The organism is Leeuwenhoekiella sp. CH_XMU1409-2, from assembly GCF_037029365.1.
GTDB classification, from domain to species: domain Bacteria; phylum Bacteroidota; class Bacteroidia; order Flavobacteriales; family Flavobacteriaceae; genus Leeuwenhoekiella; species Leeuwenhoekiella blandensis.
Window position 1 is genome coordinate 120900 of the sequence record NZ_JAYMEI010000012.1, and the last position, 26232, is coordinate 147131.

Sequence of the window (26232 nt, forward strand, 5' to 3'; positions counted from 1 at the left end):
ATTTAAAGTTGGTTGACAAAAACTACCATTTTGTTTAAAACAGCTTCAAAGTCTTGTGCAGATGTAGGGCGGCCTGCTCTCAACTCATTTTCATAGGCAACGGCAGTTTTATAACCGTGTTTCATGTTCAAGATACTTATTTTATGTTTTAGCTTATGAACATCTCCCGCTGTTTTTAAAAAATCTTTTGCCTCTAAATCACTATGGTACTGTCTAATCTCTTCTGGCAATTCTTCTTTGATGATCTGCAGCATCTCCTGCTCAAAATCGGTCATACCGCCAGAGATTTCTTTTATTTTTAGCAAATTGGGCGCATCCATAGTGTTAAGCTTTAGGTTTGGGTAGGGTAAAGAAAAAAGTAGTTCCCTGCTGAAGTTCTGATTCTAACCAAATTTCTCCGTCATAATATTTAATGATCTTCAATACGATCGAGAGTCCTATTCCTTTATGTTTAGAATCGTTATCGAGCGTTTGAAAAACCTGAAAGATTTTATCATGATATGAAGGAGCGATACCATTGCCATTATCTGCAATACTGAATTGATATCGGGTTCCAAGATCTTTAAAGTCAATTTTCACAAAGCCTTGCGCTTTATCATTATACCGAATCGCATTTTGAATTAAATTTTGAAACAACTGCTGAAACCGAAACGAGTTCCCATAAACCAGGGGCAGTTGATTCAGTATTAAAACTTCAATATGCGCCGGAATATGCATCGTTTCAATCAAACGTGCTACCAGTTTGTTCAAGTTGATCGCATACGCTTCATCTTCTACCTTGTCTATTGCAGAATATTCAAGAATTCCTTGAATAAGGTCATGCATATGCTCAACGTGCTCCAGAATGAGATCCAGGTTTTCTGCACCGTCTCCGCGTACATCACCATCTTCGATCAAAAAATTGGTCAATGCATTGATGTTGTTTAAAGGCGACTTGAGATCGTGCGAAACGATATGCGCATAATCATTCAGCTCTTTATTCTGCTTCTCTAATTGTGCTAATAAAATATCACGCTGTCTGTTTGACTCAATGATCTCACGGGTTTGGTTATCGATCACGCGCGCCAATTCTAAGGCATCAAGATTGGTTTCTTCAATTTTTTGATTAGAATCTTCGGGGTTACTATGTTTATACAGCTGAGCAATCGTATTGGTAAGACTTTTAATGATCTCCTTTTGTTGATTGGTCTCTTTTCTTAAACTTTCATTAGCCTCATAAAGTTCGTCTGAACTAAGTGCCATCGCGCGCTGCACCATAGCCAATTGCTCTTCATAATTGGTATACGAGCTACTTACTGCATTTAAAAAGACATCAAGATCTTCTTTGTAATCGACTCCTTGGTTTTGGAGGTGTTTCCGTAGTTGTCTTTTTAAAAGTGCATTCATCTACTCACTTATTAAGGTTAATGTCATCGTCTGATTATGCAGTTCACAGATACGGTCATCAGAAAAAGGTGCCAACTCCCCATAACTGTAAAATCCTGAGATCACGGCTTGATTACCCAAAACTTCGCATACCTCCTCTACTTCTTCTTCAACACGTTGATCCATTACCAATTTACGACCAACGCAACTCACAAGAATAGCCAATTGACAAGGATGCTCCCGATGTTCAACTGCTCGTTTGGCTGCTTCCAGCGCGCCGTCTACAATACCGTCAACCGTAGCCATCATCAATTTAACTTTTGCTCCTTCTGGTGCATCGCCGGCCAAAACCATCGCATTGGTAGCTTCATCTATATTTAAAATCGTGCGCACCAGCGGTCGTTTTTTTTCTTTAAATTGAACGCTTAACGGGTAAAATAAAGATGCCTGAGGCAGTTCTGAAGCTTTCTCACCTAGATAATTCTTATACAGATCTAAAGCAGGTTTATGATCTAACTCGTAAAGCACATTACCTTCTGACCTTGTAATGAGTCGCTCTGGACCAAAGGAAAACCAGCCCCCATAATTGGCGTATGAAATTTCTAAAGATGCACCGTATAAACCAATTGCGATCACCTCTCCTTCCTTTGCAGGTTCATTATAGCCCGCCAAGGTTTTTTCAAACCGAGCATCATCCCCGCACAGGCCTCCGGTGATCGTTACATCTTCAGGCAAAACGGAAGCTAAACCCTTGATGAGTTCGCTTCCGTTCACATTGCTTCCTTCCGAAAGGACAAACACGTGTTTAAGAAGTTTTTGATCTAACTTTTCAGCAAGATGCTTTCCGGTTTTAAAACTGTTTTTATCCTCTTTTAAGATAGAATGTGTTACGATCTCAAAAGAAGCTTTTTCAAACTCAATTGCCGTGTAGGACAAGCCGTTATTAAGCACCGAAGTTCCCGTGATCTCTCCAGAGGTCGACCCAAAGACCAAATGCCCATCAGGAAATAACGCGCGCATTTCAGAAAAAACAGCTTCCTGCTCCAGAACAAACCGATTAGAAAATATTAAGACTAACGGACTTTTTAATGATACTGCTTCCGATTTGTGATTCCAGTTTCCTGAAGCATCCCGATTTCCTTGTCTAATTTTCATGAGCGTCTTTTTTTAAACTGAAATAAAAGGTGCACCCTTCATTTAGCTCGCTTTCTAACCAAACCGAACCATCATACAGATCAACAATTTTCTTAACTATTGAAAGTCCGATTCCTGTAGATTCCTTATGATCTGTGAGCGACTGAAAAATCTTAAAGATCTTATCGTGGTAAATTTTATCAATACCCATTCCGTTATCCTCAACGGCAAATACGTGTCTGGTGGCTTCTTCGGTATAGTGTATTCTAATCAAGCCTTTTTCCTTATTGCTGTAGCGAATCGCATTACTGATTAAATTCTGAAATACTTGTTGTATGCGTGTTCTGTCTACGTTCACAATGGGTAAATCATCAGGAACGATCAATTCTATATGTTCGGGAATATAAAGCAAGGTTTCAATATCCTCAATCACCTCTTTAATACTTACCTCTTCATCCTGAATATTCTCACGTTGAATGCTGCTGTAATTCAAAATCCCGGAGATCAAGCCTTCCATCTTCTCTAAAGTGTTCTCCAATATGCTGAAATTCTCCAAACTCTGCTCATCCAGATGCTCTAAGTTATCTTCTTTGATCCAGCTGGCAAGGGCGTTGATACTACGCAACGGACTCTTCAAATCATGAGAAACCACGTGCGCATATTCTTGCAATTCCCGATTGCTTTTTTCTAAGGTGTTGAGCAAAGATTCCTTTTGCGCTTCTAAGTCTTTGAGCGTTGTAATATCAAGATGAATTCCTATAGAACCCACCAATTTCCCGTTAATGTCAAAATTAGGCGCCCCGCTTATCAACCAATTGCGCTTCTCCCCTGCCTTGTTAAAGACTTCGATTTCATAAGAGTCTGAAATCCCTTTTTCCCGCAGGTCATTCTTTTTTAAGACTTGAACAGCATCACTTGGTTTCATAAAAACCTCTGCTGCTTTCTTGCCTATCAGTTCGCTAGAGTCGTAACCACTAATCTCACTAAAACTTTGATTTGCGAGCAGGATACGATCTTCGGTATCTACTTCGAGCAAACCAAGATTCATATTTGCAATAATGTTACTGTACTTTTCTTTTTGCTGTTGCAAGTCGTTCTTGTATCGGCGCGTGACAGTAACATCGGTATAACTCCATAAATGTCCTTTGTATTGGCCGTTTGAGAAAATAGGAACAAAATCCCTTTCAAAAATTCGACCGTCTAGCAATTCTAATTCATCTCCGGTAACCAGCTGGCGCTCGGCTACGATTTGAGTAATGCGGCTTACAAATTGCTCGGGATTTTTAAAAAGATGCTTGTTTTCTTCCGCAGCATTGGAGCAATCTAAACCTTGCATATGTTCAGGCTTCACAGGAATGCCGAACATGTCACAAAACATTTGATTGGTAAGCACGATTGCCCGGTCTTCATTTTCTAGTAAAACACCGCTTTGCAGTCGAGAAATAAGTGCAGATAGCCGGTTTTCTGATTCTACGAGTTGTTCTCGGGCCAAGAGTTCTTTGGTCACATCTTCAACCGTAATTACTTCTTGCGTACGGGTGTGGTTATCGTGATTGCGCACAGCGCTCACATTGATCTTGGTCGTAATGATCTGTCCCGAGCTGGTGATGTATTTCTGTGTGGTGACAAAAGAATCAAAAGCTCCTTTATGCAAATCCTTTCGCTTTTCCTCATAATCTGATTGCTCTGCTGCAATGGTAATCGATTTCAAATCTTTACCAATTATTCGATCTTCAGGATAGCCTAGGATTCTGGTAAAACTGGCATTACACTTTTCTATTATGCCATCTGTAGTTAAAGCAATACCTAATGGCGAGTTATTTACGATAAACTCCAGTTGTCGCTTTTGCTCATCGATAATACGGGCTTTGCGCTCTTCATCGGTGATGTCTCGTACAATTCCCTGTGCTACGATCGCTTTATTGTTTTCATCTACAATAGTACTCGCATTGATGTGTACGCGTCTAATCGCCCCGGTCTTTGTACGAACGCTTACCTTAAAATTGGTAATGCTTCCTTTTTTCAACAAACCTTTAAAGGCTTCAGCTACAAGCTCTTGCTCTTCTGGTAAAACCAAAGCCGGTAAAAACACCGGTTCTTTGGTAGGATCATATTCCAGCAAGGCGACTGCTGCATCATTCATCTTGAGCACATGGCCTTCAACATCGATCACAACATAGGCGTCCACCAAGTTTTCAAATACGCCCTGAAGCTCGGTATTCTTTTGATAGATTAACGACTGAAGCTTGTCATTTGATTTCTGAAGTTCCTGAGAAAGCGCATAAAGTTCTGAAGATTTTTTCTCCAAAATCGACTCAGCCATCTTACGCGCTTTGCGCTCGCGTTCTACAAGTCTTTTATATAATTCCGGATCTTTTGTAGTCATCTCCCTTTTCTATAAAAAATCGCACATGCGTACCATCTTCTTTAATTTTTTCAAAAGTCACCTTATGTTCAAAACCAAAATGTTTAAAGGTCTCGTGCATAAGCCCAAGACCAAAATTATACATGGCTCTACTTGAATGATAATCTAAAACTAAGGTATTTTCTGACCTTTTAATCGTCTTAAAGGTAGGAAGTTGCGAATCAGGGTAAATTTTACGCACTTCCACGTGAATATGATCTTCAATAGAAGCTAAAAGTTCTAACGGATCGCTATACGTATTTAAGAGTGCCGCATAACTTGACTTGATTACTGTAAAAAAATGCTGCGCATATATGTAAAGCAACTCATCTATGCTTAATTGTGTACGAGAACTTAACGCCGTTAACAAATTGATCATTTCTACAAACTTGTAGGTCCCTACGGCAGTATACGCACCTCCCGACTCCAGGTTTGAAGCGGTAATGATCTCATCGACCATCTCGATCCCAAACTTCTCTTCAACCAGTTCTAAAAATTCTGTAAAAACAATACCTTTCATTAAAGATGAATTAATTCGTTAAGACTCCAGTAGTTCAATAGTCCGGATAATTTAGTAACATAATCTTCGTACTTCAAGGGTTTGAGCACATATCCCGCGATTCCGATCTCATAGCATTGCTTTACATCATTATGATTGCTGGAAGTGGTAAGCACTACGGTAGGAATATATTTAAGCGTCTCATCTGCCTTCAATATCTTTAAAAACTCAATTCCGTCTATTTTAGGCATATTGAGGTCTAGCAAAATAAGATCAGGCAAAATGCTTTTATCACGTAAGAGCGTCAGCGCCTCTTCACCGTTTTTGGCCTCTATCAATTTATGATTTAAAGCTTCCTTAGATAACACGCGTTTGAGTTTCATTACCTCAATTCGGTCATCCTCAATGAGTAAAATAGATAGCACTTTCTTTTTCATTTACTTTTGATTTGAGTTGGGTGCGCTAAATACACAGTTTTCGCGCGTGTAAAATTCAGAAATCCTAGAGCGATTATTGGTTAAAAGCGATGAAACCAAAAAGAAGTGTAGACGAATGGAACTTAAGTGTAGACGAATGGTAAAAATACTTGTACTTTATTGAAGTATAAAACCCTTAAGCATTGCTAATAAAAAAATCCTGTTGATCGCTCAACAGGATTTTTTATTCTTAGGTGCTATGATTGATCTAGCACACTTTCGCCAGCGCATCGGCAATCGTGTCTTCACCTTTACTCATTTCGATCACTTTCCCGTAGGTTTTTGGATCTTTTAGTACGGCTAGAACAGTTTCTGCAACAGCCTGACGTGGAATTTCAGATCCTACTTCATCCGGATTTTCGGTCATTAAGACTTTACCGGCTTCATCCTCATCGGTTAAAAGAACGGGACGTAAAATCGTATAATCTAACGAACTTCTTTTCAGTTCTAAGTCGGCATAATGTTTTGCGGTATAATACGGTTTCATTCCGTCTACTTTTCCCCAGTACGAACGATCGTCACTGTGCGAAGCGCCTACCATTACAAAACGTTTTACGCCGTTCTTTTCAGCTTGGTTGATCGATTTGATCGCGCCGTCTAAATCAATTTCCATTGTTTTATCGTGACCGGTCTTTCCACCAGATCCTGCCGTAAATACCACAGCATCGTAGTTTTTGATCACCTCGCTTATGGCTTCAGGCGTATTTTCTAAACTTTCTACAACCGTATCAACGCCCATTTCTTCAAAAAGTGGTTTTTGCTCCTCTTTTCTAATGAACGCCGTAGGTTCTACATCTTCTGCAGCACGCATCGCTTTGGAAATTCGTTGTCCAACTTTTCCGTGTGCTCCAATAATTAAAACTTTCATATCAATCTTTCTTTTTCGTTTATTTTCAAGTTAATTTTTCTTTCAGAGAACCTGTTTTAAAAGGCTCTTAAACTTTGCTGCTTTTTAGGCTTGTTCTTGCAAAAATCACAACTGTGGAAGCTGTCGCGAAAAAAGCCATTATATAAGCCATCGTTACCGGCGAACCATCGTCTTCTCCAAACAAAGCCAGTAAAACTGAAGATAACACGCCACTTCCATACTGAAATGCTCCTAAAAGCGCAGCGGCGGCTCCCAACATTTCCGGGGCTTTATCGAGCGCTGCAGCATTGGTACAGGCTACGATTATTCCGTTCATTGAAAAAAAGAAAAATACCGTGCCTATTACGGCGTAAATTCCGCCAATCTCAAATTTGACCAATAGCGCCAAAGCAATTCCCGCCAGCATTGCTACCGAAGTTGCGATCTTCAGCAAATTATCCAGCGAATATTTTCGCACCCAAATTCTGTTAGCGATGCTGAAGCCCATAAGACCTAAAATATTGATCGCAAACAACCAACCATAATATTCCGGCTTGACATTAAAATACGTGATATACACCGCCGGCGAACCGGTAACAAAGGCGTAAACGCCCATATAGAAAAAGGTCACGCAAAGCGTATACACCATAAAATCTGAATTCTTAAAAAGTCGGCCGTACTTTTTAAAGGTTTCCAGCAGCGAAGTTTTAGCTTGTTTTTCTGGCGGAAGGGTTTCCGGCAAACGCTGAATCGCAATAAACATCACCGCGCCAAATGCTGCCAATACCCAAAAAACAACCGGCCAGGTACTGAATTTTATAATCTGACCACCCAGCAACGGACCAGCAATCGGTGCGATCGCCATCACCACCATTAAGGTTGAAAGCATCTCGGCCGCCTGTGTACGATCGTAGCGATCTCGAATCATCGCTCGAGACAACATTGGCCCCACGCAAGCGCCAAAGGCCTGCAATACCCGAGCCGTGACGATCTGAAAAATAGTTTCTGAAAACGCACAACCTATCGAACCGATAATGAATAAAATAAGTCCGATTCTTAAGGGCTTTTTTCTCCCGATTCGGTCGCTTATAGGTCCCCAAATGATCTGCGCCAAAGCAAAACCTATCAAAAATCCCGAAATGGTTAATTCTACATCGCCTTGCAGATCTTTGTGCATTTGCGGCATCGCCGGTAAATAAATATCGGTAGAAAGTGAGGTGAACGCCATCAAGGCGCCTAAAACACTTATAAAATAAAGTTTTCCTACTTCGTTGGTATCGTTTGCTGTGGTTGGGGTGTTTTTCATTTAGGGGTTTAAAATGCTGTTTCTATTTTGCTTTACTCAATTCGACTCCGCTTCGGTTTTTGCAAATAGTAATTAATTTTTGCTGAAAGTCAGTATTCGTGATTTCAGAATGTGGTTTTTGTTGTTGCTGATGGAAAAAATACTTCCCGGAAACTTTTGCAGCATCTTCTTCGCTCGTTGCCAGCCAAAGTTGGGTTTCGTAACCTTTTTGCAAATCATCGGGAGCAGATTGCCCTCCCATTTTTGTAGGAACCCAACCGGGATCTACCGCATTCACATAAGTCTTAGGATAAATTTTGGCAACATAATCCATTAACAGCGTGAGCAGAAACTTAGAATCTGAATAACTGATATTCGGTATTTCAGCTTCATTTTTCAGCATACTTCCACCTTTATGCATACTTGAGCTTAGGTAAATCAACCGATTTGGAGTTTCAATTTCAGCAGTCAAAATATAAGGTGCCAAGACATTTACGTCGAATAATTCTCCGGAAGAAATCCCTGCATTATGAATAATCGCATTAAACCTTCCGAAGCTATTGAGTTCTTTTGCCAACTGTTTTACCTCATCGATATTCGCTAAATCGGCAATTAAAACTGCTGAAGCATTGGGTAATTCTGCGTTTAGATCTTTCGCTCGCTGTTCATTTTTGGCGTGTACAAAGACTTTGTGATCTTGTGCTAACAACGCTTTTGCCGCGAGTAGACCTAAACCATCGCTGGATCCTGTGATAAATATTTTTGCCATAATTTACTTCTTTTGAAATGAGGATGAGACCCTGAATCAAGCCCGCCTAGCCGGCTGGCAGGTTCAGGGTGACGTTATTTTCAAACGACTAAATCTCATATAGAGAAAAACAAAAGAAGGAAATAAACTACCTCGGGGAAAGCCCTCGAGGCATTCGTTAGAAACAAATTTTTAATTTCGAGGCAAGCCTCTGGGTATTATACCCTTTGGCGGTGCCAATAAACCTGTTATTTCCTCCTTTTGAAGTTCAACCAACCTATTTTTCTTCTTCAAAGGCTACTTCGTCTTGCCAAATCGCGCCGCCTTCTGCGATATTTGGTAGTATGACCAGGTGACTCATTACATTATTTTTTACCGCGCCGTGCCAATGTGAAACTCCGGGTGGACATTTGATCACGTCGCCTTTTTTAATTTCTTCAAGCTCTTGTCCTTTGATTTGATGATAACCTTCGCCTTTGGTTACGACCAAAATTTCGCCTGCAGGATGAATATGCCAATAGGTTCTTGCTCCGGGTTCAAAAGCTTCGGTAACCAGCATCATATCGTAGATCGAATCTTGCATCACGTGCGGTTTCACCCAAACATTACCGGTATTATTTTCTGCGGAAGCTAAAGCGCCTTGCTGAATTTCTTCAACATTTACCGTCGGCTGTTTCTTATTTTCTTCGGTTTGAGTTGTTGAAGTTTCCTGCTTACAACTCATAAAAAACAGCATTAACAATAAGCCGATATTGGTGATTTTGAAGGTATTTTTTAGAGACATGTAAAGCTGATTTTGGTTGAATTAATCTTCTAATTTTTTCAATTCCTTCGCCGGAATACCACCGACTAATGTACGTGGAGGAACATCTCTGGTCACCACCGCTCCAGCAGCTACCACAGAATGTTCACCAATGGTTACGCCCGGTAAAATATTCACGTTAGAACCAATCCACGCATTCTTTTTGATCGTCACTTTCCCCGGAACCAAAGTTTTGCGCTCTTTAGGTGAAATGGGATGATTTTCTGAAGTGATACTCACTCGCGGGCCGATCATTACTTCATCTTCAATTTCGATTCCGCCCAAGTCAAGCATCGAGCAATCGTGATTGATAAACACGCCTTTTCCTAAAGAAATATTTTTGCCGTAATTGGTATAAAATGGTGGATAAACCGTGGTGGTTTCATCTAAATCTTTCCCGGTCAATGTTCCAAAAAGCGCTCTGCCTTTTTCAAGATCGTATTCTACGTTGAAGTCTTTTAAAACTTTGAATGCTTCGCTCGCCACTTCGGCCAATCTCGGCATATCGGGATCGCTCATCGAAACGCTTTCTTGATCTCTCAAGGTTTTGATGATTGCATCGCGATCTTCAGCAGGTTTATGTTCTGTGTTGTTTTTCATTTTTCAGAAATTATCTATTTCAGCAGCTGAAAAATTTTCAGCATAAAAAAACCTCTCCGTAATTCTATAAAATGAGCTCCGGAGAGGTTTTGTTTTAAAGTTTATTAAACTTCAATCTTATTGAAATACAGGCATTTGATTTGCATCGCCGTAATCTTTGATCTCTTCAACATTTTTCAAGGTTGTCATATCTTCTTCAGAAATCTCAAAATCTACATCTGCGTTGTTTAGCATATGCTTTGATTTTGTGGTTTTTGGCAATGGCAACACGCCTAATTGCAGGCTGTAACGAATCGCTAACTGCGCAACGCTTACGTTATACTTGTCTGCCATCTCTTTTACGGTTTCGTGATCCATCAACACACCGTGACCAAGTGGAGAATATCCTTCGGTTAAGATGTCGTTTTCCTGAGCAAACTCAATTAATTCGCTTGGTGTTTTACCAATATGAACCAATATCTGGTTTACCGCTGGTTTTACGTGACCGTTGTTTAAAATGTTTTCGATATCAGACTGCTCAAAATTTGACAATCCGATCGCTTTGATTTTTCCGGCTTCGTAAAACTCTTCTAGCGCTTTCCAGGCTTCCAGGTTTCCTTCGTCATAATTCCCGCCACGGAAATCATTCCAAGGTTGCGGACTATGAATGATCATTAGATCGATATAATCTACATCTAATTTTTTGAACGACTCATTGATCGCTTTTTTAGCGTCGTCATAAGTCTTTTCTTCAGCAGCCAATTTAGTGGTGATAAATAACTCTTTACGGTCGATTCCGCTTGCTTTTATTCCTTTACCAACACCTTCTTCATTTTGATAGGCTTGCGCAGTATCGATATGGCGATACCCTAATTTTATGGCTTCTTGTACAGCTTCACTCACATCGTCGTTATCGACCATCCAAGTTCCTAAAGCTAATTTTGGTATTGCTACTCCGTTATTTAAAGTGAATTTTTCTTCTAAAATCATAATCTTCTTTTTTGGTTAAACTTATTTCTATTTTTAGTACTGTCTATTCATCAAACGAATAACCCGGCTTTTTGTAGAGCGATTCGATATTGGGTTTGATCTCTTTATCGTAAACCGCATCTTTCCAATCTTCTTTCGGAATATCTTCGATCGCTACCGAAACCGCTTCGTCGGGATTCTCGGTATTTTCAGTAATTACTTTGGTAAACAAATCGGCTAGTTTTTGCTTGTTCTCTTCCGATTGTCCCGCTGCTATTTTTAAATGTATATGTGGCATTTTCTTTTTCTTTTCAATTTTTTTCTGCGGAAATTATTCTGCTACCAATTCAAATTTTGCTTCTTTATTTCCAGAGAATTTTAGATGTTTCACGTCTGCTTCGTCGATTTTTCCAACGCTCACCAATCCGCTGCTGTATTTAAAATCTTTGTAAAAAATCGCGATATCTCCCCAAGGTGAATAATACGTGATATCGCCTGCTGAAGGATCGTAACCCGCCGGCGCACCTTGTGTAGAAAGCTTTGGCTTTGGGTAAAAAATCTTTTCGTTACTCGCGTAATCTTCCAATTCTACCGTTAACGGCAACTGCGCAATAAGATCTTTTGCCGTGGCATTATCGTATAAAGTTGCCATCAACTCGGTATCTCCTATCGTTATTTTTAATCTCATTTTCTTACTATTTTCTTGATGATTTTGAGCCGAAACCGGACTTGTAAAAAACCCGACCAAAAGGACCAAAATCGACAAAATTCGATATGTTTTTAATTGCTGCATCACTTACCGAAAAAGAAGGGTAAAATGTTATATACTACTTGAAACAGTCAACCTAATGTTACTGCCTAAATTCTTAATTTCTGAAAGCTGATTTTTATCTTCTACTTCACCAATTTTGATTAAACCCGTGTGGGATGCCGATTGTTCTTCACCGGCATATAAAATCGTAAAGTAATTATCAGCTAAGCAAATGTCGCCATTGGTCCAGCCGTTGTGTTTATCTGCTTCGTCAAAAGCTAATGGAGCAGGAATAATTCCGCAGTAATCAAATTCGTATTGATCTAGATTTACCGTGTAAGGCAACTTTGAAAGTACATCTTTCGCTGTTGTAGAATTGTTGAATTTTGCTTTGAATTTTTTCTCTCCTACTTTAAGAATTACTTCGGTTGCTTTTTGAGGATCCTGACTCATTTTTTGTTTTGATTTCACTATTCAAAATTAACAAGAATCACTCTCTTAAGCTTAAGCTTTTCAAACTGAAAACTATGGAAATCAAACATCCCTTTAATTTAACTATTTTTAACTGATTGCTGATTTACAGTTACTTAAAACCACCTTAAGCTTAACTAAACTTTAAGAAAACCAAGGGTTTTTATAAATTTCAACACTCCCAAAGCGTTTGATTTTTATAATATTTCCTAAAACTTTTAACCTATAAAAAACAAAACCCCATTGAATACGATCAATGAGGCTTCGAAAACTAATAATCAAAATTTTTGAAGTTGTATTAGAACTCCGCTTTTACAATTATTTTACCTGAACCGTTGCTGCTTTTGCGCGATCGCTGATCATTGATCCCAAATACGGACTGCTGCTGTATTTTGCGCGATAAGCTTCGTCGATTTTCTCGTTGATCTCTTCGCCTTTGATCGGTTCAAATTCTACATCTTTTTCGATGTCTGCAGCTTTTATTTTTCCGGCTTTTTGACTTAAGGCCGATTGATACCAGCGTGAGCTTGTGCCGTTATACGCACGTACAAATAATTCACCTTCAACCTCAACAGACCAGATCCAAGTTAATGTTCCGTAGGTTTTTCCATCAGCACGAAAAGGTGCGATATGAAAATCGTTTTCTGCTGCGATTGTTTTTATTTCTTCTGTTGTTAAACTCATCGTTCTAAATTTTATAATTCTTTAATCTTTTTGGCAGGAATTCCGGCGTAAACACTATTAGGCTCAACATCTTTATTGACCAAAGCTCCGGCTGCCACTACTGAATTTTCACCAATGGTCACTCCGGGCAACACCGTCACATTTGCGCCCAGCCAGGCTCCTTTTTTAATGGTCACCTTCAGGGGAACCATCGTGTTTCGTTTCCCAATTTCTGAAGGGTGATTTTCCGAAGAAATATTCACACGCGGACCAATCATTACATTGTCTTCAATATCAATTCCGCCTAGATCCAAAAAACTACACGCGTGATTGATAAATACGTTTTTACCCAATTTGATATGCCTGCCGACATTGGTGTAAAACGGAGTGAACAACGTGGTGGTTTCGTCGACTTCGGTACCAATGATCTCACCTAAGTATTTTCGTACTCCATCTAAACCTTCAGCATTATTCAGTTTTAGGTTGAGTCCCATAGTTTCTTCAACAGCTACACGAACATCACCATAATCGGGATCTTCCATCGGAATCACTTCATTTGCCAGTAATCGCTCGAAAATATTTTTCTTCGTTGCACTCATAAATTATCGAATCTTAGTTTTTATTTAATGAGAAAGATGAAATGCCGGAATCCAAAGAATTACCGGCATTTTTAAGTCATACAATTTGGGGGTTATTTCTGGTATTGTTCGTCTGAAACTTTTTCTAACCAGTCTACCACTTTACCGTCTTTCTCTTCCTGAATCGCAATATGACTCATTGCTTTGTTAGGAGAAGCGCCGTGCCAGTGTTTTTCTTCCGGTGGAAACCAAACTACATCACCAGGACCAACTTCTTCGATAGGGCCACCTTCACGTTGTACCCAACCCGCACCAGAGGTGATGATCAAGGTTTGACCGGCAGGATGCGTATGCCACGCAGTTCTTGCCCCAGCTTCAAAAGTCACCAAAGTTCCGGCTCCTTTTGTAATATTCTCTTTTTGACCAAATAAAGGATCTAATCTTACGCTTCCGGTAAAATAGTCTTCTGGTCCTTCTACAGAATCGATGTTTTTGTTTTTCGTAATATCCATAACATTTTATTTTTTCCTTTTTCTTTTCATTTAAGCTTTTAGAAAGTAGCCGCGTCAATCACGTAACGGTATCTTGCTTCTTTGTTCACCACTTTATCCCAAGCCTCGTTGATCTCTTCTGCATTAATGATCTCTATTGAAGGTCTAATACCGTTATCTGCACAGTAATTTACAACTTCCTGAGTTTCTGGAATTCCACCAATTAGTGAAGCGTTAAAATTCACACGTGCGAATGCTAACATCAGGTTGTTCAAAGTGATTTCTGACTTTTCTGGCATCCCAACAAAAGTGAAGGTTCCACCGGGTTTTAAACACATAACATAAGGAGTCACGTTGAACTGATAGGGAATCGTAGAGATCATATAGTCAAGCGTCTTGTTGTAAGCTCCCATATTTTTGAACTCATCATCCACTACAATTACTTCTTCAACACCCCAAGATTTGATATCTTCTACTTTATCTTCTGAAGTTGTAAAGGCATACACTTTAGCTCCTTTAGAAACCGCGATCTTAACCGCCAAGTGTCCTAAACCACCAATTCCTGCAACACCTACTTTATCTCCTACTTTAAATTGCGCACGCATTAATGGAGAGTAAGTTGTAATCCCGGCACAAAGCAACGGAGCTGCTTCTTCAAAACTGATGTGATCAGGAACGCGTACTGCAAAGTGATCTCTTACCACTAATTTATTAGAGTATCCTCCCTGAGTGATTCCTGTTGGTTCTGCTTCAGAAGGCGCACCGTAGGTGAATTTAGTTTCACCGCGATCACAAAAGTGTTCTTCACCGGCGTTACAACTGTCACATTCCATACAGCTATCTACCATACAACCTACCCCTGCACGGTCTCCAACTTTAAATTTGGTTACATTCTTACCTACAGCAGCTACCACACCTACGATCTCGTGACCAGGAACTTGTGGATATTTCTGTTCTCCCCAGTGTCCTTTTTCCTGATGAATGTCTGAGTGACAAATGCTGGCATATTTGATATCGATTAAGATATCGTCATCTCCAACAGGTCTTCTTTCAAATTCCCAAGGGCTTAATTTACCTGATTCGTCGGTAGCGGCATATCCTTTGGTTTTGATAGGTCCGTTAGGAATAACATTGTTTGCTGTTTCTTCTGTGCTCATATTGTTTTGATTTGAAAAGGCTGCCCAAGAACCACTCATCATTGCGGCACTGGCTACAGCCGATTTTTGTAAAAATTTTCTTCTTGAATTATTATTTGTTTGCTCTTTCATTTGTAGACGATTAATTGAATATTTATTGAACAAAGAGATTCTTTAACCTGAAGCAAGACATAGAAATCCCTGGACCGAAAAGCAACACACTTTTCCATCTAAACAATTAAAACAGAATTTCTAAACTTGTTTTAAGATCAATCCTACGCTGCTTAGCGACCAACTCACTTAACGCCAATGTATATGAACATCAGGGTCACTAAGCAGATAAACAAAAGTTAACTGTAGGATTGTAAGAACCTTTCTTAAGCGCCGTAAACCGAATCTGTAACCGCTTCCATCCACTCTACAATACCTTTTTCGGTATTTGGGACGATGTACATTTGCTGTACGCCGGTATCTTCACTTGCTCCGTGCCAGTGTCTCGTATTTGGTGGACATTTTAGCACGTCTCCTTTTTTCATAATTTCTTTAGGCTGACCTTCAATCTGGTGGTATCCAACACCATCTGTTATGATCAAAATCTGCCCACCGGGATGCGTGTGCCAGTTGCTTCTTCCGCCCGGCTCAAAGTATACATTTCCTACTGCGGTGGTGTAGGTAGAATCTGGTGCTACCAGACCAACATTGAATGCATTACCTGTAAAATTTTTGTCTGGTCCTTTATTTCCCTTAGGAAAGATAAAATCAAGCTCGCTTTCTTCTGAAGCTGAAGTTTCTACTTGTGCCGTGTCTTCAGAAGCTACTTCTTCGGTTTCTGCGGTCGTATTTTCTTTACAGCTTCCTAACAGCAATACACTTAAAAGCGATGTTGCAAAAAGGGAATTTCTTAGATTGATCATTTTCATACTTGGTTTTTTTAGTTAGTTTTCGTTTTGGTTTGAAATCTTATACAAAGGTACTTTTGAATCTGTCATCTGAGATAACGAAAATCAAATCAAAAAGTAAGATTTTCAATCCCTCAGTCTTAAATTTACCTTATAAAAACTTAAGAAACCGTTAAGGACTTAAAAACATAACTTCTTACACATCAACCGTTTGAACCTAAAAAATAAGAAGACCTCTTAATTTACTGTTAAACAGTCCTAACCCTGATTTTTCAGGAAGTATTAGACAAGAATAACCTAACTGCAACTATTTTTCTTTGGTTTGAAAACTATAATTTTAGACACAGTCAAAAGCCCGATCAGACCATTGATTTTCTATACGAACCCGGATTTGTTCCAGTTGCTTTTTTAAAGAAATTATTAAAGTAAGTCGGGTAATCAAAACCCAATGAATAAGCGATATCATTTACACTCCAGTCCGTGTGAAGCAATAATGCCTTTGACTCATTGATGATACGCCCGTTAATATGTGAAGTGGTAGGATGGCCGGTCACTTTTTTTACGGCACGATTTAAGTAATTCACATGCACCGCCAGCGTATTTGCATAATCTTTGGCCGTACGTAATTTTAAAGGCTGATCGATTCCTTCAATCGGAAATTGGCGCTCTAAAAGCTCTAAGAATACATTGGTAAGTCTTGATAAGGCATCCTGATTCTGCTGAAAATTGCGTGAAGGTTCTAATTTTAAAGCCTCGTGAATGATCAAATTGATGTAGTTGCGCATCACATCATCTTTATTGCTGTAATCGCTCTGCTGCTCTCTGATCATATTCTCAAACATCGAGTTTAAAAACACCCGCTGTTCATCTGCAATCTGAAGCACCGGAGTGCCATCTAATTTAAACAAAGGCGACTGTTGCAACATTTCAGAACGCTCTGAAAGCGTCAAGAATTCATCAGAAAACAAACACGTATAGCCTACATATTTATTAGATAAAGTCTCCCAAGAATAAGGCACATGGGGATTGCCAAAAAACAGTACGGTCTTCCCGTCTGTTTTATAACTTTTATCAGAATAATGAATCACACTCTCCCCGGTAGTGAGACAGATCTTGTAAAAATCCTTTCGGCTATAGATTTTGGTAGAAGCACTATCGTCTTCGATTCTAAACACGTTAAAACCTTTTAGCTTTAACTCGTTATTAAACTCTGAAACCGATCTTTTTGTAATTGCGCTCATACTTCAAATTTAAGATTTTCAAATCTTACAGCCTTTGACAAAAATCAATTAAACAGGTTCTCTTTTTTTTAGAACACTGACTTAAGTCATATAAAATAGCTTATAAAAATTAAAAATTTGCAACGCAGGTTACACAACCTTCTAAAAATCAAATCGAACTTTAAACAATCATTTTAAAATTCAGTATTATGAAAGTTGAGCAGATTTATACCGGATGTCTTGCACACGCTGCCTATTATATCGAGAATAAGGGCGAAGCTGCAATTTTTGACCCTTTACGCGAAGTTGCGCCCTACATCAAGCGTGCAGAAAAAGATAACGCGCAAATCAAGTATGTTTTTGAAACGCACTTTCACGCAGATTTTGTGAGTGGTCATCTGGACCTGCATCAAAAAACCGGAGCACAAATTGTTTTTGGTCCCGGCGCCAAACCTAACTATGAAGCGATAACAGCTCAAGATGGTCAGTTTTTTTCAATTGGCGATTATCAGGTAAAAGTGATTCACACTCCTGGGCACACGATGGAAAGTACCACATACCTTCTTATTGATGAAGCCGGAAAAGAACACGGGATCATTACCGGCGATACTCTTTTTATAGGAGATGTGGGTAGACCAGATCTTGCGCAGCACGTGGTTTCAGAATTGACCGAAGAAAAGCTCGCGGGCCATTTATACGACTCTTTACGTAACAAAATTATGCCGCTTAGCGACACGCTAATCGTTTATCCTAATCACGGAGCAGGATCGGCTTGTGGTAAAAAAATGAGTAAAGAAACTACAGACACCTTAGGCAACCAGAAAAAGACAAATTATGCACTGCGTGCCGATATGTCAAAAGACGAATTTATAAAGGAATTGCTTGACGGACTTACAACACCTCCGGGATATTTTCCTAAAAATGTGCTGATGAATATTCAGGGTTACGAGAGTTTTGATAAGGTAAAACACAATGCCGAAAACCCGCTTACTCCTGATGAATTTGAAGCTGTTGCGAATGTCTCACAAGCGCTCATCTTAGACACGAGAAATGCAAATGATTTTGCCAAAGCATTTATCCCAAACAGTATCAATATTGGCCTTGATGGAAACTATGCTCCCTGGGTAGGCGAACTCATCACCAATATTGAACAGGAAATTTTATTGGTTACAGAAGAAGGCAAACAGGAAGAGGCCATCACGCGGCTGGCCCGAGTAGGTTATGATCACGTCATAGGGTATTTAAAAGGTGGTTTTACAAGCTGGAAAAATACAGAAAAAGAGATCGATTCTATAGAACGTATTTCTTGCGAAGCCTTTGAAAGAATGTATAATGAAAATCGCCTGCTCTTTATCGATGTGCGTAAAAAAAGTGAGTTTGACGCAGAACATGTAGAAGGCAGTATCAACATTCCGCTTAACCAACTCAGTGAGCGTCTGGCAGAAATACCTAAAGACCGCTCCTTCATTTTGTTTTGTGGTGGTGGCTATCGCAGTATGATTGCCGCATCTATGCTCAAACAACGCGGTTATGAAAGTTTTGCAGATGTCTTAGGTGGTTTTAAAAGTATCAAAGAAACTCAAGTCAAAATCTCTCAATACGTCTGTCCCAGCACGTTATTATAAAATCAAAAAGAGCGTCTAAAATGACGCTCTTTTCAATAAATACTAAAATAAAATCTGAATTTTGCAAAAAAGTGTATATTTTACACTTCAAATCAAAATTCAAGATGAAACGCTATATCAAACTTTTTATCCTTTGTCTCGTCCTTAGCCAATCTATTTTTTATGTGCATGGGCAAGATCTTTTTATCAATAATACCGTTAACCGTAAGTACACCAACCTCAACGGAAAATGGGAATACGTTCTTGACCCTTACAAAACAGGCGGTATGGGTGGCGCAGCCGTGTATGAAAATAAAGAAGCTACAGGAAAAACCGATCGCGTAGAATATAGTTTTGATACCGCTGAAACCTTGTATGTACCGGGAAGTTTCAACACCCAAAAACCAGAATTGAAATATTTTGAAGGTATTGTTTGGTATCGCAAAACCTTTGACAAAGCAAACATAGACGCCAACAAGCGCTATTTTATAAATGTAGGTGCTGCCAATTACAAGACCAAAGTTACCTTTAACGGGAAGGTACTGGGTGAGCACGAAGGCGGTTTCACTCCGTTCTCTTATGAGATCACCGATTTACTAAAGGAAAAAGACAATTACCTCATCATTGGTGTAAACAGCGGGAGACGCGCAGATTATATTCCGTCAGTGGTTACCGACTGGTTTAACCACGGGGGAATCACACGTGACGTCAAACTCCTAGAGACCGAGAAAACGTTTATCAACAACTTTTTTATCGCACTTGACAAAAGCAGTCTTGATAAGAAAAACAAAACGATCAAGGGTTCTGTCTTTTTTGACGGTCCTCAAATTACGCAGGAAATCAGCGTGAAAATTCCTGAGCTAAAGGTTGAAGAAACCTTCAACACAAATCAGGAAGGCCCGACAACATTTAGTTTTTCTGTAAAAAACCTCAAGTTATGGGAACCTGCTAACCCCAAATTGTATGAAGTGCACATCAGCGCAGGTTCAAGCAGCGTAAAAGATGCTGTTGGGTTTAGAACTATTGAAACCAGAGGGCGTGAAATTCTATTAAACGGGAAGCCGGTTTTCTTAAAAGGAATTTGCCTGCACGACGAGAATCCGTTCAGAAAAGATCGCGCAAACACCACTGAAGATGCAGAGCTTGTATTGAATTGGGCCCAAGAATTAGGTTGTAACTTTATTCGTTTGGCACATTATCCACATCAAGAAAAACTGGTGCGCCTGGCGGATGAAAAAGGGATTCTACTCTGGGAAGAATTACCTTTGTATTGGGGAATTCAGTGGGGAAATCTTGAAGTTTTGGAAAAAGCCAAGTCACAATATGACGAACTCATAAATCGCGATTATAATCGTGCTAGTTCGATCATTTGGTCGATTGCTAATGAGACGGCTCCCGGTAAAGACCGTAACAACTTTTTATCAAATCTTGCAGATTACATCCGCAGCAAAGACAGTACACGTTTGATTTCTGCCGCTGTAAAAAAAGACCAGGAAATAGACGGTCATCCTGATAGCGTATACACCTACAACGATCCTTTGATCGAAAAACTAGACATCATAAGCATCAATGAATATTTAGGATGGTATGGCGGCCTACCGGAAGAAAGTCGTACCAAATCGTTTACTACAGGAATGAAGAAACCTATTATCGTAAGTGAGTTTGGTGGTGGCGCTCTACAAGGCTTTCACGGCGATAAACACACCCGCTGGTCTGAAGAATTTCAAGAGAATCTTTACAAAGAAAGTCTTGCGATGTTTGACAAAATTGAAGGTCTGGCAGGGATGACCCCGTGGATTCTTGTAGATTTCATGTCTCCGCTACGTCAACTGCGTGGAGTACAGGACGGCTGGAACAGAAAAGGCCTGATTTCTGAAAAAGGTCAAAAGAAAAAAGCATTCTTTATTCTAAAGGAATATTACGACAACAAGTAATTCTTACCCGTACTTTACATCAAAGCCTGCTGCACACGTCGAACAGCAGGCTTTATATTTCACCAGAATTTCATGCTCTATAATTTTTCAAGCGTTCCATCTGCCATAGCTCTGTAATAGTTTCCGTCTGTGATAAGCAAACCTTCAGAATCATAATCTGGCCAGTTTTTGTGATAATCACTGCTATGTTTTACATCGATTCCATACACTTTGCCTTCAAAAAACTTCTTGACGCTAAAATGTAACGTATGTCCTACCACCACAGCGTTTGCCTTAAGTTTCTTCAAAGGTTTTTCAACTTCTTCCTGACTTAGATCTTCTTTAAAATAACCACGATACCAGCAAATACCGGTTTTGGATGAAATTAAAAGCTCTTTTTTATCCTCATCAACTTTTGGATAAGGCGCTTCATAATAGGTTTTCCGCATAAAAGCATTGATCTGCGGAATGCTCATATTCAAAGCGGTGATTTCAGGATGTAAACCACCGTGCACGAAAAGCGTTCCGTTGATGGATTCAATTACATTTTTACTAGACAACCATCTTCCTAGGACAGCATTTTTACTGTAAAGTTCAGACTGTGTTTTGCCAAGCATCGAAGCGACAAACGTATATTTTAAAGAAGCCGCCTGATGGTCGCCGTACATATTCTTCAATTCGTGGTTGCCTAATATAAAGTGTACGGTTCCGCCTTGCTTTTTGGCTTCCTGTTCTAATTTGAAAATCAACCAAAGCACCTGAGTTGTTGAAAATCCACGATCTACAAAATCTCCCAACAGGACAAGATGATTTTCACCAAAGATCCAATGCAGGTTTTTATCGATCACTTTGTTTTGAATTAGAAAATCTCGAAAAGTTTTAAATCCGCTTTCAATATCAGAAATCGCTAAGATCTTCTTGTTGTCCCTATAAATACTTCGTGGAGTCTCAAAGCTTGTTGGTATCGTAAAATTGAATTTCGTCTGATCTAAAGGAAAATAAACTTCCGCAGGAATAGGTTGATTTACAGAATAGTCCTTTTCATCTATTGCAAAACCATCGTCCTTGTTTCCTCTAATATACTTTAACGTAACCAAACTGTCATTCTTATAAAATACATACGGACCTTCGCCATCAAAATTGAGACTTGCGGAATCGTGACCGTAACTGACCTGAGCGCCTTCAGAAATCCCGACAGGTATTAAAATTAAGAGTAGCACTAAAATGGTAAGGCTTAAATGCTTAAAGTAGCGTAAAATTCTTGTTTTCATTGTATTTTTAATTCGTTGAACATATGCTTACCGCAAATGTGTTCTTTCGATTCTTTTTGCTGAAAAATTTGTGCTCAGCACACTCATTTTCAGTCTGAATAATTGCTAGCATTATCCAAATTGAGTTTACCCCATTCAAAACCGATTTTATAATTCTATAAAGCCTATTCATCACAAGTTTGCCCAGGCTTTACAAAATCTGAGTATTTTGCGGTATGATTTCTACGTTTTCATACAAGCGCTGGGGGATTCTTAAATTCCTGATCGGCTTATCGATTCTGATACCCTTGAGTATCGTTACATACCAAATTCTATTTCTCGGGAAGAACTCGGTAGTTTTTCTTGAAGGCTATCCTACGGCATTTAGTATTGGCGTTTTGTGCTATTATTCACTTATTCTTTTGTGGGCTGTGATTTGGCTTGTTATTCAGATGAAAGAACTCATAATTCTTAAAAATGAAAAGAAAGTCAACGAGCTTTTGCATTTACAAAATCAGGTGAATCCGCACTTCTTTTTCAATATGCTGAATAACCTCTACGGAATGGTTGGCAAGGACACAGATAAGGCAAAAGGACTTATTCTGAAATTATCAGAATTGATGCGCTATAGCATTTATGAAGGTGAAAAGCATCGGGTAAAATTGACTGAAGAACTAACCTACTTAGAAAATTTTATAGCACTCAATCAAATGCGGTATCATAAAAAAGTAGATATCCAATTTGATGTTGAGGTTAAGAATGAAAACCTGAAAGTAATGCCGTTGCTGTTTATCATTCTTGTTGAAAATGCGTTTAAACACGGCGTGGAAAAATTGCGAGAAGATGCTTTTGTGCATATAAACCTGAAAGCTTCAGACAGCATTATCGATTTTGAAATTAGCAACAATTTTGACGCAACTAAACTTGAAGAAAACCACGGAATTGGTCTTAAGAATTTAAAACGTAGATTAGAATTAGCCTATCCACAAAGGCATAAATTCAGTATCTCTAAACAAGACGCTATTTTTAAAGCCAAACTTCAATTAAACCAATGACCAAGTATCTAATCATTGACGATGAGCAAATGGCTCACCAAATCATAAAGGAGTATTGTGATCTCATTCCAGATTTGAAGCTTGCAAAACACTGCTACGACGCGCTGGAAGCTTTAGATTATCTCAGGACAAATCAAGTTGATCTCATATTTCTAGATCTAAATATGCCGAAACTTAAAGGCTTTGATTTCTTAAGAAGTTTATCTAAAAAGCCCAAGATCATCGTGACCACGGCTTATCAAGAATATGCTTTAGAAGGATACGAACTGGAAATTTCAGACTACCTTTTAAAACCTTTCAGTTTTGAACGCTTTCTGAAAGCAGTCAATAAAGCATTGGAGGTAGACGCACAGCGTTTATCAAACCGTATTACTGAAAACAAGTTACAAAAAGAAACCATTTTTGTGTATGCTGATAAGAAGCATATTCAGGTAACACTCGATGAAATTGTTTACATCGAAGCTGCCGGAAATTATGCTAAAATCATCTTTGAAAATGATCAACTACTGGTTAGATCAAAACTTTCCGACTTAATGGAAAAAGTACCTAAAGCTGATTTTATACGCATTCATAAATCCTTTATCGTCTCAAAAAAGCATATCAAGATCATTGAAGGAAACAGGGTCCAAGCTCTTGAAAAGCATCTCCCTATCGGTAATTTTTACAAAGCTCAGGTTAATAAACTTTTGAAAGAATAAGGCATTGATCAGAAACCAATCAATACCTTTTATTTTACAGACTCAAGGTATTTTCGCCAGAGGATAAATCCTGAACTTTCCCATCCCAAACAAAAGTTCCTGTGATACCTTTTGGCAAGGTAATCGTCGCTTTCAGTTTTGAACCTTTTTGGTCATAAGCTACTTTGATCATACCTGCAGGGTGTGGCATCTCCCCTCCTATTGTTTCAAAATCTTCAATATGAGGTTCAATTTTTACCTTTTCAAAATTTGGCGCAGCGCTTTCAATTCCTAAAATAATTCTGAAAAACTCAATATTTGGACTCGCTCCCCAAGCGTGACAATCAGAACGTGTAGTTTCTACCTGAGATGTTTCGCCCCAGGTGGTAAGGCCTAAATCTATGTTTTTTCTCCAGATATCTAACCAATCTAAATAATCATCTCCATAACCGGCGGCATTGAGCGCCAGGTGTAGATAATATTTAAAATAGATCGATGCCGGAGCCAAATCTTCATTTGAAAGTAATTTAGCTCCAATGGCTTGTTTTGTCGGGTCATCTACAATATCAGCGAGAATTGCTAGCGAATTGGCATGCTGCGAATACTTTTGCTTATCTGGAGTATCTGCAAATAAACCAGAAGCTTCATCCCAATATTTTGATTTTATAGTGGTTTTTAATTGCGCTGCTAGTGTTTCATAAAGCGTTACAAACTCGGGTTTACCCAATTCTTTTTCTAGCGCAATACCTGATTGTAGCGCAAGAAGCATTTGTAAATCTAATAATGCCGAAGAACCATCTTCAGCCATTGGCGCGACACCAAAGTTCCACTCAGGTACCCAATCGGTATAATTCCATCCGGGAACATTCTTCAGTGAACCATCCTTATCCAGATAGGTGATAAAGTAGTTTAAAACCTGTCTGGAACCCATCAATTTTTCAGTAATAAAGTCGGTATCTGTACCATACATCATGTAATCATACAAGATACTCACATACCAAAGCGCGTAAGTAGGAATCACTTGATCTTGTCGGTCGGGATAACGGCTTAGCGTATAGCCATTAGGTTGTCTCGAATAATCAAGCAGGTTTATGGCGTTTTTGATCAAGCGATCATCTCCACTATTATAAAAAGAAACAAAATGTTGAATTCTTGTGTCTCCTACATATTGCAGACGCTCATAATAAGGGCAATCCATATAGGTGTCCACTGCACAAAGTCGGGCGGTTCTCCAACCGATCTCCATCATCTTTTCGAGCTCTTCATCCTTAGTGTCAAGTTGTGCATTCAATTCAAAAGGATAACCTTTGAAAGTGCCATAAATATCTTCAACAACCAGCGGTTCGTCCTGCGTTTCTATAGCTAACTGAAGGTATCTATACGTTCTATAGGTAAGGGTTGTAAATTCCTGATTCATTTGACCGCCAGAAATAATACTATCCCGTCTTCCCTTAATTTCTTTTTCTTCTATACGATTTCTATTTCCCTTAACGCCATCGGCATCAAATAAACTTTCGGCATAGGTTAGGGTGATCCCGCTGTTTTTTCCTTTGCTGAAAAGCAATGTCAAGTACGCATTTGTAAGATGTTCCTGATCTAGAAGCAATGTAGCTTTTGTATTGGCAGGAATGGTAATTGCCGTTTGCTCCTGAGGAAAGGTTTTAGGAACCTGCACTCCTTCTGCCCGCCGTAGACTTTGTAAGCGTTCCTTCTTCAATTCCATATCCGGTAAAATGGATGGAACCAACTGCCAACCCGCCTGTTGTCTAAAACCGAAACCTTGAGCGGTTGCCTCAAAAACTTTTTCAGCAGTTTCCCACGTAGTATCGTCAAAGTCTATCGCTTTCCAACCGAAAACTCCCTTATTAAAATCTATAAAATCTCCGGCGCCAGCGGCATAATAGCCATCTACTTGCTGTTTTTTGGGTGTATAGCTTGTGTCTTTTAACACCTTCCAACTTTCATCTGTATTGATAACCTGAGAAGATTCTTCCATTCCCTGGATGATAAGCGCGGTTTTATAAGAAAACTGCGCCACCGGTCTCAAGTCGGCTTCATTCCACACTTGTACTGCAATGCTATTTTGACCTGATTTCAGATAAGGTGCCAGATCAAGCTTGAGATAGTTGTAATGCTTAATATCTCCCCAGTTAGGACCTGTAGAAACTAAGCTTTCATTCACAAAAAGCTTGTACCTATTATCTGCCGAAATACGAATATTGAACGTCTCGGGTACTGCTTCAAGAGCAATGCTTTTTCTAAATAAGTATTGCCCTGCAGACGCTGCATTTTCTTTATCTAATGTGATCCAGCTGGCGGTCCATTCGCTTTGCTGAGGGCGTTGCGCCATAAGCGACACCCCGAATATCAAAATTAGAATTGAAAGTATATTTTTCATAATTATGATCTTTGTTTT

General features: G+C 39.3%; 27 protein-coding genes. 4 read left to right on the forward strand and 23 right to left on the reverse strand.

The features are described 5' to 3' along the window. Positions 1–2: 2 nt before the first annotated feature. The 21 genes from WA338_RS13390 to WA338_RS13490 all read right to left on the reverse strand — a co-directional run bounded on the left by WA338_RS13390 (position 3) and on the right by WA338_RS13490 (position 17338). Positions 3–320 carry an Hpt domain-containing protein gene (locus tag WA338_RS13390; protein ID WP_272986667.1) on the reverse strand — a complete coding sequence of 106 codons (318 nt, stop codon included), beginning with the start codon at positions 318–320 and terminating at the stop codon, positions 3–5. Between the two features lie 4 nt (positions 321–324). Further along, the gene (locus tag WA338_RS13395; protein ID WP_272986669.1) at positions 325–1386 is read right to left on the reverse strand and encodes an ATP-binding protein; all 1062 of its coding nucleotides are present in this window, start codon (positions 1384–1386) and stop codon (positions 325–327) included. After that, complete coding sequence (locus tag WA338_RS13400) at positions 1387–2520, reverse strand: FIST signal transduction protein (RefSeq protein ID WP_272986671.1); 1134 nt, start codon at positions 2518–2520, stop codon at positions 1387–1389. After that, positions 2510–4885 carry a PAS domain-containing sensor histidine kinase gene (locus tag WA338_RS13405; protein ID WP_272986673.1) on the reverse strand — a complete coding sequence of 792 codons (2376 nt, stop codon included), beginning with the start codon at positions 4883–4885 and terminating at the stop codon, positions 2510–2512. The genes WA338_RS13400 and WA338_RS13405 overlap by 11 nt, the downstream gene beginning before the upstream one ends. Then, a complete protein-coding gene (locus WA338_RS13410; RefSeq protein ID WP_272986675.1) occupies positions 4857–5423 on the reverse strand; it encodes a heme NO-binding domain-containing protein in 567 nt (188 codons plus the stop codon). Before WA338_RS13410 ends, WA338_RS13405 begins: the two co-directional genes overlap by 29 nt. Beyond that, positions 5423–5839 (reverse strand): response regulator, encoded by a 417-nt coding sequence (locus tag WA338_RS13415; RefSeq protein WP_272986677.1) that lies wholly within the window; start codon positions 5837–5839, stop codon positions 5423–5425. The genes WA338_RS13410 and WA338_RS13415 overlap by 1 nt, the downstream gene beginning before the upstream one ends. Before the next feature lie 247 nt (positions 5840–6086). Continuing rightward, on the reverse strand, positions 6087–6746 hold the full coding sequence (locus WA338_RS13420) for an SDR family oxidoreductase (protein ID WP_272986679.1): 660 nt from the start codon (positions 6744–6746) through the stop codon (positions 6087–6089). Between the two features lie 67 nt (positions 6747–6813). Next, the gene (locus tag WA338_RS13425) at positions 6814–8031 is read right to left on the reverse strand and encodes a multidrug effflux MFS transporter (protein WP_009779728.1); all 1218 of its coding nucleotides are present in this window, start codon (positions 8029–8031) and stop codon (positions 6814–6816) included. A gap of 22 nt (positions 8032–8053) precedes the next feature. After that, complete coding sequence (locus WA338_RS13430) at positions 8054–8779, reverse strand: SDR family NAD(P)-dependent oxidoreductase (protein WP_009779727.1); 726 nt, start codon at positions 8777–8779, stop codon at positions 8054–8056. A 256-nt stretch (positions 8780–9035) separates the two neighbouring features. Then, positions 9036–9542, reverse strand: coding sequence for a cupin domain-containing protein (locus WA338_RS13435; RefSeq protein ID WP_009779726.1), 507 nt, complete (start codon positions 9540–9542; stop codon positions 9036–9038). Positions 9543–9563: 21 nt separating this feature from the next. Further along, the gene (locus WA338_RS13440) at positions 9564–10160 is read right to left on the reverse strand and encodes a sugar O-acetyltransferase (protein ID WP_009779725.1); all 597 of its coding nucleotides are present in this window, start codon (positions 10158–10160) and stop codon (positions 9564–9566) included. 117 nt (positions 10161–10277) lie between these two features. Next, positions 10278–11129, reverse strand: a complete 852-nt coding sequence (locus tag WA338_RS13445) for an aldo/keto reductase (RefSeq protein ID WP_009779724.1) — start codon at positions 11127–11129, stop codon at positions 10278–10280. A 43-nt stretch (positions 11130–11172) separates the two neighbouring features. Then, a complete protein-coding gene (locus tag WA338_RS13450; RefSeq protein WP_009779723.1) occupies positions 11173–11406 on the reverse strand; it encodes a tautomerase family protein in 234 nt (77 codons plus the stop codon). Positions 11407–11439: 33 nt separating this feature from the next. Further along, entirely contained in the window at positions 11440–11796 is a 357-nt protein-coding gene (locus WA338_RS13455) for a cyclophilin-like fold protein (protein ID WP_040533301.1), read from the reverse strand. A 132-nt stretch (positions 11797–11928) separates the two neighbouring features. Then, positions 11929–12330, reverse strand: a complete 402-nt coding sequence (locus WA338_RS13460) for a cyclophilin-like fold protein (protein WP_154648917.1) — start codon at positions 12328–12330, stop codon at positions 11929–11931. 318 nt (positions 12331–12648) lie between these two features. After that, on the reverse strand, positions 12649–13014 hold the full coding sequence (locus WA338_RS13465) for a DUF2255 family protein (protein WP_223088789.1): 366 nt from the start codon (positions 13012–13014) through the stop codon (positions 12649–12651). Positions 13015–13025: 11 nt separating this feature from the next. Beyond that, the gene (locus tag WA338_RS13470) at positions 13026–13592 is read right to left on the reverse strand and encodes a DapH/DapD/GlmU-related protein (RefSeq protein WP_336093754.1); all 567 of its coding nucleotides are present in this window, start codon (positions 13590–13592) and stop codon (positions 13026–13028) included. A 92-nt stretch (positions 13593–13684) separates the two neighbouring features. Then, positions 13685–14083, reverse strand: coding sequence for a (R)-mandelonitrile lyase (locus WA338_RS13475; RefSeq protein ID WP_009779717.1), 399 nt, complete (start codon positions 14081–14083; stop codon positions 13685–13687). Between the two features lie 38 nt (positions 14084–14121). Next, a complete protein-coding gene (locus WA338_RS13480) occupies positions 14122–15330 on the reverse strand; it encodes an NAD(P)-dependent alcohol dehydrogenase (RefSeq protein WP_009779716.1) in 1209 nt (402 codons plus the stop codon). Positions 15331–15575: 245 nt separating this feature from the next. After that, a complete protein-coding gene (locus WA338_RS13485) occupies positions 15576–16118 on the reverse strand; it encodes a cupin domain-containing protein (protein ID WP_009779715.1) in 543 nt (180 codons plus the stop codon). A 338-nt stretch (positions 16119–16456) separates the two neighbouring features. Continuing rightward, positions 16457–17338, reverse strand: a complete 882-nt coding sequence (locus WA338_RS13490; RefSeq protein WP_009779714.1) for a helix-turn-helix domain-containing protein — start codon at positions 17336–17338, stop codon at positions 16457–16459. 188 nt (positions 17339–17526) lie between these two features. Between WA338_RS13490 and WA338_RS13495 the strand changes: the two genes are divergently transcribed. Together WA338_RS13495 and WA338_RS13500 are read left to right on the forward strand one after the other, a co-directional pair. Then, positions 17527–18942, forward strand: coding sequence for an MBL fold metallo-hydrolase (locus WA338_RS13495; protein WP_009779713.1), 1416 nt, complete (start codon positions 17527–17529; stop codon positions 18940–18942). A gap of 104 nt (positions 18943–19046) precedes the next feature. Continuing rightward, positions 19047–20855, forward strand: a complete 1809-nt coding sequence (locus tag WA338_RS13500) for a glycoside hydrolase family 2 protein (RefSeq protein WP_040533296.1) — start codon at positions 19047–19049, stop codon at positions 20853–20855. Between the two features lie 77 nt (positions 20856–20932). Here the strand turns inward: WA338_RS13500 and WA338_RS13505 are convergent, their stop codons facing one another. Continuing rightward, positions 20933–22105 (reverse strand): metallophosphoesterase, encoded by a 1173-nt coding sequence (locus tag WA338_RS13505; RefSeq protein WP_009779711.1) that lies wholly within the window; start codon positions 22103–22105, stop codon positions 20933–20935. A 215-nt stretch (positions 22106–22320) separates the two neighbouring features. Here WA338_RS13505 and WA338_RS13510 point away from each other — a divergent pair, with 215 nt between their 5' ends. Then, a complete protein-coding gene (locus WA338_RS13510; RefSeq protein WP_009779710.1) occupies positions 22321–23139 on the forward strand; it encodes a sensor histidine kinase in 819 nt (272 codons plus the stop codon). Continuing rightward, positions 23136–23837, forward strand: a complete 702-nt coding sequence (locus WA338_RS13515; protein WP_009779709.1) for a LytR/AlgR family response regulator transcription factor — start codon at positions 23136–23138, stop codon at positions 23835–23837. The genes WA338_RS13510 and WA338_RS13515 overlap by 4 nt, the downstream gene beginning before the upstream one ends. Positions 23838–23871: 34 nt before the next feature. Here the strand turns inward: WA338_RS13515 and WA338_RS13520 are convergent, their stop codons facing one another. Continuing rightward, entirely contained in the window at positions 23872–26214 is a 2343-nt protein-coding gene (locus WA338_RS13520) for an alpha-L-rhamnosidase-related protein (protein WP_336093760.1), read from the reverse strand. Positions 26215–26232: the final 18 nt, after the last annotated feature.